Below are 9,973 nucleotides of genomic sequence, written 5' to 3'. Positions count from 1 at the left end.
AGGTGGTTGTAAATAATGTTACAATGTGTGAGAAGCAGTCTAAATTCTTCGTGAAATAGTGATTTTTGAAGCTAATAAAAAACACACGTGGAATTTAGGTGGGGAATGAAGCCGGAGATTATTGAAGAGCGCGACTGGAACCAGTCGGTGCGCATCAGCGAGGCGCTGACGGTACATGTACTGCCCGCGCGTCACTTCTCCGGGCGCGGCATCAAGCGCAATCAAACCCTGTGGGGCAGTTTTATGTTCGTTACGCCCGAACAGAAGATTTATTACAGCGGCGATTCAGGTTACGGGCCGCATTTTAAGGCCATCGGCGAGCAGTTTGGCGAAGTGGATTTAGCCATTATGGAAAACGGTCAGTACGACCAGGACTGGAAGTACATCCATATGCTCCCGGAAGAGACGGCGCAGGCCTCGGTGGATCTGAACGCGAAAGCCGTGGTGCCGGGACATAACGGGCGCTTCGTGCTGGCGAAACATACCTGGAACGATCCGCTGATCCAACTGGCAAAAGCCAGCAAGGACAAAAATTATCGGCTGTTGACACCCGCGCTGGGCGAGCCTGTCCGGGTGAGTGATCCCACGCAAACATTTCGTGAGTGGTGGGAATAATGATCAATCAGGAAGCTGAAGGGGAGAGCAGTATGACCATTTCCGCTCAAGTCATCGACACTATCGTCGAGTGGATCGACGATAACCTGCACCAGCCATTACGTATCGAAGAGATTGCCCGCCATGCGGGTTACTCGAAATGGCACCTGCAGCGGCTGTTTATGCAATACAAAGGGGAGAGTCTGGGGCGCTATATCCGTGAACGCAAGCTGCTGCTGGCGGCGCGGGATCTGCGCGAATCAGACGCCCGGGTGTACGACATCTGCCTGCGTTACGGGTTTGACTCGCAGCAGACCTTCACCCGCATCTTCACCCGCACGTTCAACCAGCCGCCTGGGGCGTATCGTAAAGAGAACCACAGCAGGGCACACTGATCTGTTTTGCCCGGTGGCGGTTTCGCCTGACCGGGCCTGCATCACGCTTACGACGTCAGAGAAAACCAGCGGCGCCAGACGAAACGCAGCACGAAGAATTCGATGGCGCCGAGCAGTAAGAACCACACGCAGAACAGAATGGTGTAGAGCTGGTTAAGGTCGACCATGTGGAAGGTCTGAACCAGCTTCTGCGCCAGCACCAGCCCGAGAGAGGGTGCCGGTAGCAGCAGGCACGAAAGCAGGGCCAGCAATAAAATGCCGCCCGCAGTGAGCAGCGATTCTAACGGGTGTTTCATCGTAATGTTAATCGTCAGTTAAAAATGTCATTGTCCGGCATCCCGGAACGTAAAGCAATATAAACCCACCCACCCGGTTTCACTGAAATAATCACCGCTTATCAGCTTCTTATTCGTAAAATAAAAATAAATCCTCACGCGCGATTAAAAGAATATCGCGTTATGTCAATTAATGTCTGGATTACGAAAATAATTTTACAAAGGAATAGGTGCTATATCCAATTAACGTTGCAATAACAATGGCTGCGATAATGTATAACGCCAGACGGCGTCCGCGATAAATACCAAACATGGTTCCTCCTCGTTTAAAGTTGGTTTAGAAATATTTTGTAAAAATTGGCTCATCGAAATAGTTTTATGCAGTTTTGAATAACCGAGAAGTCATTATATTGCGGTAGATCAATTTTACTCGCAAGACTTTAAAATGAATTTATTTTAGCCCGAAAGGAATTCAGGCTTCAGTTCACCGGATATTGAAGGAAAAATACGATGACCGAAAAAAAATTGTCCCCGAACGTGCCGCCTTCCGGCGGGCTGGCATACCAGCAGACCGTAGAGCAGGTGCTTGCGCACACCCAGAGCCAGGCCAGGGGTCTGGAGCGTGCAGAGGCGCAGGCGCGTTTGCAAAAACATGGCCCGAATGCGCTGCCGGAGAAAAAAGGTAAACCCGCCTGGTTGCGTTTTTTAGCCCATTTTAATGATGTTCTGATTTATGTCCTGCTGGCCGCAGCCGTATTAACGGCAATAATGGGCCACTGGGTTGATACGCTGGTTATTTTAGGCGTGGCGGTGATCAATGCGTTAATTGGTCATATTCAGGAAAGCAACGCGGAAAAATCGTTGAAGAGTATTCGTAATATGCTCTCCAGCGAGGCGCGCGTTATTCGCGATGGCAACTATGAAACAATACCCACAACTGAAATAGTTCCGGGCGATATTATTGTTTTACGTGCGGGGGATCGTATTCCCGCAGATATGCGCTTAATCGAAGCACATAATTTACGCGTGGAAGAGGCGATTCTCACCGGCGAATCAACGGTGGTAGATAAACACACCAACCCGCTGAACGGTGAACTGCCGCTGGGCGATCGCACTAACCTGGTCTTCTCGGGCACCACCGTGAGTGCGGGTGGGGGGATCGGCGTGGTGATTGCCACCGGGCAGGAGACCGAGCTTGGCCACATCAACCAGATGATGGACGGGATTGAAAAACACCGCACGCCGCTGCTGGTACAGATGGACAAGCTGGGCAAGGCTATCTTCGCCATTATTCTGGCGATGATGGCGGCGCTGTTTATCTTCAGCCTGGTGTTCCGCGAGATCCCAATGGGCGAGCTGCTGCTCTCGCTGATTAGCCTGGCGGTGGCGTCCGTACCGGAAGGTCTGCCGGCGATTATCTCCATTATCCTCTCGCTGGGTGTACAGGCGATGGCGCGCAAGCGGGCGATTATCCGCAAGCTGCCAACGGTTGAAACCCTGGGGGCGATGACCGTGGTCTGCTCGGATAAAACCGGCACCCTGACCATGAACGAAATGACGGTGAAGGCCATCATCACCGCTGACGCCTGCTACCGCGTGGACGGCAACAGCTACGAGCCGGTGGGCAACATTTACCTGGAAGGCAGCGACGAACCGATGCAGATCCAGCCGGACACCGTGCTGGAGCAGTACCTGCGCACCATCGACCTGTGCAATGACAGCCAGCTGATTCAGGACGAGCGCGGCCTGTGGGGCATCACCGGTGGGCCGACCGAAGGCGCGCTGAAGGTGCTGGCGGCGAAAGCCCACCTCGCGCCGGTGATGACCACGCTGATTAACAAAATCCCGTTCGACTCGCAGTACAAGTACATGAGCACCCACTACCAGATTGGCAGTGAGGAGCAGATCCTGATCACCGGCGCGCCGGATGTGATTTTCGCCCTCTGCGCACAGCAGCAGACCCGCAACGGTGCGCAGGCGTTTGACCGTGCGTACTGGGAAAGCGAGATGGAGCGCTATGCGCGCCAGGGGCTGCGTATGGTGGCCGCGGCGTTCAAACCGGCAAACGGCGAGCAGGCGCTGACGCATGACGATCTCAGCCACGGTCTGATCTTCCTCGGTATCGCCGGGATGATGGATCCACCGCGCCCGGAAGCCATTGACGCCATTAACGCCTGCCAGCAGGCGGGGATCCGCGTGAAGATGATCACAGGCGATCACCCGCAGACGGCAATGAGCATTGGCCAGATGCTGGGGATCACCAACAGCGAGCAGGCGGTGACCGGCTACCAGCTGGAGAAGATGGATGACGCCGAGCTGGCGGACGCGGCGGTGAAGTATGACATCTTCGCCCGTACCAGCCCGGAGCATAAGCTGCGCCTGGTGAAAGCGCTGCAGGATAAAGGCGAGATCGTCGGCATGACCGGCGACGGCGTGAACGATGCCCCGGCGCTGCGTCAGGCGGACGTGGGTATTGCGATGGGCATCAAAGGCACGGAAGTGACCAAAGAGGCGGCGGACATGGTCCTGACGGACGATAACTTCGCCACCATTGCCAGCGCGGTAAAAGAGGGGCGTCGTGTCTACGACAACCTGAAGAAAACCATTCTGTTCATCATGCCAACTAACCTGGCGCAGGGGCTGCTGATTGTGATTGCGCTGCTGGCGGGGAACATCATTCCGCTGACGCCGGTACTGATTCTGTGGATGAACATGGCAACCTCCGCCACGCTCTCCTTCGGCCTGGCGTTTGAAGCCGCCGAGCGCAACATCATGCGCCGTCCGCCGCGTCAGACCGGGCAGCACGTGATGGACGCGTATGCCGTGTGGCGCGTGGCCTTTGTGGGCACCATGATTGCTATCGCCGCCTTTGCGCTGGAAGCCCTGCTGGCCCCGCGCGGTCACAGCGCGGAGTTCATCCGCACCGTGCTGCTGCAGATGCTGGTCTGCGCCCAGTGGGTGTACATGATTAACTGCCGCAACACCGAAGGGTTCTCCCTGAACCGTGGCCTGCTGGCAAACAAAGGGATCTGGCTGGTTACCGGCGTGCTGTTCCTGCTTCAGGCGGCCATCATCTACCTGCCGTTTATGCAGATGCTGTTCGGGACGGAAGCGCTGCCGCTGCGCTACTGGTTCGTAACGCTTGCGGTAGCGGGCGTGATGTTCTTCGTCGTCGAAATCGAGAAGCGACTCACCCGCAGGTTCCGTAAGGCTGCATAACCTTTTGCCCTCACCCAAACCCACACCCACAGGGAGAGGGGGCCCAGACCTCCCTCTCCCGGTGGGAGAGGGCCGGGGTGAGGGCAACAACCCTGAGGTACTCCCATGAAATTCCCACTCCTGTTCGCACTGCTCACCTTCACCCTGCCACCTGTCTTTGCCGCCGCCATTCCTGTTCGCGTTGCCACCGTGGAACAAACTCCCCACGCTGCTGAACGCCAGATCCCGGGCCGCATCGAGGCGATTCACACCGTTGAGTTGCGCGCACGCACGGAAGGCGTGATAACCAAAATCAACTTCCGCGACGGGCAATATGTGAAAAAAGGCGACGTGCTGTTCGAACTGGATGATGCCGAGCCGCGTGCTGCCGTGCGTCTGGCTCAGGCCAAGGTGACGAGCGCCGAAGCCACGCTGCGGCAGGCGCAGCAGCAGCTCTCCCGTTTTGAAAGCCTGGGCAACAACAACGCCATCAGCCGCCACGATGTGGATAACGCCCGTATGCAGCGCGATGTTGCCCGCGCCGCGCTGGAGCAGGCGAAAGCCCGGCTGCAAACCCGCAACGTGACGCTGGGGTACACGCGCATCACATCACCGATTGCCGGGCGCGTGGGGCACAGCAACTTCCACGTCGGCAGCCTGGTCAACCCCGCAAGCGGTGTACTGGTGGATGTGGTGCAGCTGGATCCGATCCGCATCGCTTTTGCGCTGGAAGAGGGCGCGTTTGCCGCTAAAGTCGGCAACCATACCGATCTCCGCGCCATGAAGCAGGCCTGGCAGGCGTTAATTGACAACAACGGTCAGCGTATCGTCGGCGAGCTGACGTCGGTGGACAACCGTATCGACCCGCGCACCGCCAGCGTGATGCTGCGCGCCGAATTCGCCAATCCACGCCATCAGCTGCTGCCTGGCGGCAATGTGAATGTTTTTCTGCGGCCCGCCAGCGCAACGCCGGTTATGACGCTGCCCGCCGCTGCCGTACAGCAGAATGACGACGGTTTCTTCGCCTGGGTGGTAAACGCCGACGGCAAGGCGGAAAAACGTCCGCTGACGATCGCCGGACAGATCGGGCAGCAGTTCCAGATCGCCTCTGGCGTACAGCCTGGTGAGCGAGCGATCGCTGACGGCGTGCAGCGTGTTCAGCCCGGCGCTGCCGTCCAGATACTGAATTAAGGAGCCATCATGCTGACGTTTTTCATCAAACGCCCGCGCTTTGCGATGGTGATTGCGCTGGTCATTACCCTGTTGGGGGCTATCGCGCTGAAGCTGATCCCGGTGGAGCAGTATCCGCAGATCACGCCGCCGGTCGTGAATGTGTCAGCGTCATGGCCGGGGGCCAGCGCGGCTGACGTGGCCGAGGCCATCGCCACGCCGCTGGAGACCCAGCTTAACGGCGTGGACCACATGCTGTATATGGAGTCCACCAGTTCGGATGAAGGCACTTACAGTCTGAACATCACGTTTGCTGCCGGGACAGACCCGGATCTGGCCGCCATCGACGTGCAAAACCGCGTGTCGCAGGCCACGGCACAGCTACCGGCCGAGGCACAGCAAAACGGCGTGCAGGTGCGCAAGCGCGCCACCAACCTGATGATGGGGGTAAGTCTTTACTCACCGGAAAACACCCATACGCCGCTGTTTGTCAGCAACTACGCCAGCACCCAGGTGCGCGAGGCGCTGTCACGTTTGCCCGGCGTCGGGCAAGTGCAGATGTTTGGCGCGCGCGACTACAGCATGCGCATCTGGCTGCGGCCCGATCGCATGAACGCGCTCAACGTCACCACCGACGACGTGGCGCAGGCGCTGCGCGAGCAGAACGTGCAGGGCGCGGCAGGCCAGGTCGGTACACCACCGGTCTTTAACGGCCAGCAGCAGACCCTGACCATCAACGGGCTGGGGCGCTTAAACCAGGCAGAAGAGTTTGCCAACATTATCATCCGCGCGGGCGAGATGGGGCAACTGGTACGCCTGCAGGACGTTGCCACCATCGAACTTGGCTCGCGCAGCTACAGCTCCGGCGCGCAGTTGAACGGACATGACTCCGCCTACCTTGGTATTTACCCCACTCCGTCTGCTAACGCCCTGCGCGTCGCCGGGGCGGTGCGTGCAGAGCTGGAGCGTCTCTCGACGCGCTTCCCGGACGACCTGGTTTATGAGGTGAAATTCGACACCACCACCTTCGTGGCTGCCACCATTAAAGAGATTGGCGTCTCCCTGGCGCTGACGATGCTGGCGGTTGTGGTGGTCGTTTCCCTGTTCCTGCAGAGCTGGCGCGCCACGCTGATTGTCGCCCTTGCCATTCCGGTGTCGCTGGTGGGCACCTTTGCGGTGCTTTACACGCTTGGCTATTCCGCCAACACGCTCAGCCTGTTCGCCATTATTCTGGCGCTGACCATGGTGGTGGATGACGCCATCGTGGTGGTGGAGAGCGTCGAAACGCTGATGGCGGAAGGGCAGAGCCGGACGGCGGCGACAGCGCTGGCGCTGCGCCAGATTGCCGGGCCGGTGATCGCGACGACGCTGGTGCTGCTGGCGGTATTCGTGCCGGTGGCGTTGCTGCCGGGGATTGTCGGCGAACTGTACCGCCAGTTTGCGGTCACGCTCTCCACCGCCGTAACGCTCTCAAGCCTGGTGGCGCTGACGCTGACACCCGCGCTGTGTGCGCTGCTGCTGCGTCCGCGTCCGGCGCAGCCCGCGGCGATTTTCCGCGGCTTCAACCGGGGGCTGGAGGCCACGCGTAGCCTCTACTCCCGCATGGTGAGTATATTCACCCTTCGTCCGTGGCTGGCACTGCTGGCCACCGCTGGTGCAGCGGCTGTGGTGGTGTTCAGCTTTATGTCGATGCCTAAAGGCTTCCTGCCGCAGGAAGATCAGGGCTACTTCTTCGCCAGCGTTCAGCTGCCGGAAGCGGCCTCGCTGGAGCGCACCGAGGCGGTGATGGCTACGGCACGCGAATTAATTGCTAAACATCCGGCGGTGGAAGACGTGATTCAGGTCTCCGGGTTTAACATCCTCAACGGCACCACCGCCTCCAACGGCGGGTTTATCTCCATCATGCTGAAGGACTGGAGCGAGCGTCCGCCGCTGGATGAAGTGATGGGTACCCTTCAGCGCCAGCTGCTGACGCTGCCGGAAGCAACCATCATGACCTTTGCCCCGCCGACGCTGCCGGGGCTGGGCAATGCTTCCGGCTTCGACCTGCGTATTCAGGCGCAGGCGGGGCAGAGCCCGGCGGAGCTGGAGCGCATCACCCGCGAGGTGCTGGTAAAAGCCAACCAGCATCCGCAGCTGAGCCGCGTATTCACCACCTGGAGCAGCAACGTGCCGCAGCTGACGCTGACCGTTGACCGCGAGCGCGCGGCGCGTCTCGACGTACCGGTGTCACGCATCTTCAGCAGCCTGCAAACCGCATTTGGCGGCACGCGTGCCGGCGATTTCAGCGTCAACAACCGCGTCTACCATGTGGTGATGCAAAATGAGATGCAGTGGCGCGAGCGCGCCGGGCAAATCAGCGAGCTGTTTGTGCGCAGCAACAACGGTGAGCGGGTGCGCCTGAGTAATCTCGTGACCATCACGCCCACCGTTGGCGCGCCGTTCCTGCAGCAGTACAACCAGTTTCCGTCGGTGTCGGTGAGCGGTTCCGCGGCGGAAGGGGTGAGCAGCAGCACTGCGATGGCGGCGATGGGCGACATTCTGGCGCAGAGCCTGCCCGCCGGGTACGACTACGCCTGGAGCGGCATGTCGTACCAGGAGCAGCAGACCGGCAATCAGGCGATATGGATTGTGCTGGCGGCGGTGGTGATGGCGTGGCTGTTCCTCGTCGCCCAGTACGAGAGCTGGACGCTTCCGGCGAGCGTAATGCTTTCGGTGCTGTTCGCCATCGGCGGGGCGCTGGTCTGGCTGTGGATAGCCGGCTACGCCAACGACGTGTATGTGCAGATTGGCCTGGTGTTGCTGATAGCCCTTGCTGCCAAGAACGCGATCCTTATCGTCGAGTTTGCCCGCGCGCGGCGCATGGAGGGGATAACAATTGTCGATGCGGCTCGCGAGGGGGCATCACGCCGCTTCCGTGCGGTAATGATGACGGCGGTATCGTTCATCATTGGCGTCCTGCCAATGATGCTGGCGACCGGGGCGGGTGCCCAAAGTCGTCGCATCATTGGTACTACGGTATTCAGCGGTATGCTGGTGGCGACCGTGGTGGGGATCCTGTTCATCCCCGCACTGTTCGTGCTGTTCCAGCGCCTGCGCGAGTGGGGGCACAGCCTTACGGACTCGTCGCCCACAGCTCGCAGTGCTTCTGAACCAGAGAAATAAGCGAGCCGCCGTCGGCGATAAAGTCCCGCATGCGCTGCGCCTCGCTCTTGCCCTGCTTTAACAGCAGGGCAAGTTCCTTAATCGCGCTCGTCGCGCCGAGTTTCTCGGCCGATGGCGCAACCTGCTCCAGCAGCCAGGCAAGATCTTCCGCCACCGTCTTATGCTCGCCGGTATGCACGTCCGTCAGTATGCCCTCAAGCCCGTAGCGACACGCCTGAAAACGGTTAAAGCGATACAGCAGAAAATCCCTCTCCTGATGCTTATACGGCCGGGTGGTCAGCAGCCAGTGGGATGTCGCCTGGATCAGCCCGGCGATATTGATCGCATGGCCGAGCGTCAGCGGCGTATCCATCACCCGCACCTCAACGGTGCCAAAATGTGGGCTGGGGCGGATGTCCCAGTGCAGATCTTTAATGCTGTCGATCATGCTGGTTGAGCTCAGGCGGCGAAACAGCCCCTCGAACTCCTGCCAGTTGTTGACCCACGGCATCTGCCCGTTATCCGGGAACCCGGAAAAGATGTTGAGTCGCGAGGAGGCGAACTTCGTGTCCGTGCCCTGCATGTAGGGTGATGCGGCGGCCAGGGCGATAAAGTGCGGGACAAAGCGTGACAGGCCATGCAGCAGATAAATCGCGTCATCGCCGGTCCGGCACCCGACATGCACGTGCTGGCCAAACACCGTCGCCTGTAAAATCAGATAGCCAAAGCGCTCCAGCGTGATGTTGTAGCGCTCGTCATCGCACACCTCCTGCCGCTGCCACTTCTGGAACGGATGCGTCCCGCCGCCGCAGATCTGAATATGATGCTCCGCCGCCGCCCGCAAAATGCTCTGCTGCATCATGGAGAACTGTGCCGCCGCCTGATCGATGTTCTGGCACACGCCGGTGGCAATCTCAAGCATGCTTTCGGTGATATCGTGTTTAACTTCACCGCCTTTGATGTCGTCTTTAACGGCGGCGATAAGCGCGGAAGAGTCCTGGCTCAGATCGTATCCCGGTGGGTTAACCACCTGCAGCTCGAGTTCGATGCCAAGGGTATAGGGTTCAGAGGATTTGAAATCGGGTAAAGGCATGGCGCACTCCGTTGTCTGTCGTGTGTTGAGTATAGACAACGACGTGGCGCTCACTTTTTACAGTGGTATAACTGTTAGCAGGCTTAGCGAAAAGGGGAGTTAAC

At 59.1% G+C, this 9,973-nt stretch carries 6 protein-coding genes and 1 pseudogene; 5 read left to right on the top strand and 2 right to left on the bottom strand.

The window, feature by feature from the left end; translation table 11 throughout:
* Positions 1–99: 99 nt before the first annotated feature.
* Both ACMWKA_RS23955 and ACMWKA_RS23950 read left to right on the top strand, forming a co-directional pair.
* Positions 100–615: pseudogene (locus ACMWKA_RS23955) on the top strand (MBL fold metallo-hydrolase); the annotation flags it as partial.
* 32 nt (positions 616–647) lie between these two features.
* The gene (locus tag ACMWKA_RS23950) at positions 648–989 is read left to right on the top strand and encodes a RamA family antibiotic efflux transcriptional regulator (protein ID WP_014830972.1); all 342 of its coding nucleotides are present in this window, start codon (positions 648–650) and stop codon (positions 987–989) included.
* Positions 990–1,036: 47 nt separating this feature from the next.
* Here the strand turns inward: ACMWKA_RS23950 and ACMWKA_RS23945 are convergent, their stop codons facing one another.
* Complete coding sequence (locus tag ACMWKA_RS23945) at positions 1,037–1,285, bottom strand: DUF1158 domain-containing protein (RefSeq protein WP_020689370.1); 249 nt, start codon at positions 1,283–1,285, stop codon at positions 1,037–1,039.
* A gap of 489 nt (positions 1,286–1,774) precedes the next feature.
* Here ACMWKA_RS23945 and ACMWKA_RS23940 point away from each other — a divergent pair, with 489 nt between their 5' ends.
* From ACMWKA_RS23940 to ACMWKA_RS23930, 3 genes are all read left to right on the top strand, one after another.
* Positions 1,775–4,483: a cation-transporting P-type ATPase gene (locus ACMWKA_RS23940; RefSeq protein ID WP_414760664.1), complete on the top strand. Its 2,709-nt coding sequence runs from the start codon at positions 1,775–1,777 to the stop codon at positions 4,481–4,483.
* Positions 4,484–4,588: 105 nt separating this feature from the next.
* Positions 4,589–5,653 carry an efflux RND transporter periplasmic adaptor subunit gene (locus ACMWKA_RS23935; RefSeq protein ID WP_414760663.1) on the top strand — a complete coding sequence of 355 codons (1,065 nt, stop codon included), beginning with the start codon at positions 4,589–4,591 and terminating at the stop codon, positions 5,651–5,653.
* 9 nt (positions 5,654–5,662) lie between these two features.
* Positions 5,663–8,797, top strand: coding sequence for an efflux RND transporter permease subunit (locus ACMWKA_RS23930; protein ID WP_414760662.1), 3,135 nt, complete (start codon positions 5,663–5,665; stop codon positions 8,795–8,797).
* Here the strand turns inward: ACMWKA_RS23930 and ACMWKA_RS23925 are convergent.
* Positions 8,748–9,869 (bottom strand): YbdK family carboxylate-amine ligase, encoded by a 1,122-nt coding sequence (locus ACMWKA_RS23925; protein WP_023620415.1) that lies wholly within the window; start codon positions 9,867–9,869, stop codon positions 8,748–8,750. The two genes, ACMWKA_RS23930 and ACMWKA_RS23925, sit on opposite strands and share 50 nt — an antisense overlap.
* Positions 9,870–9,973: the final 104 nt, after the last annotated feature.

The organism is Enterobacter sp. 03-F-07-AD-ECC (genome assembly GCF_047530935.1).
GTDB classification, from domain to species: Bacteria; Pseudomonadota; Gammaproteobacteria; order Enterobacterales; family Enterobacteriaceae; genus Enterobacter; species Enterobacter cloacae.
This window is presented reverse-complemented; position numbering and strand designations above follow the sequence as displayed.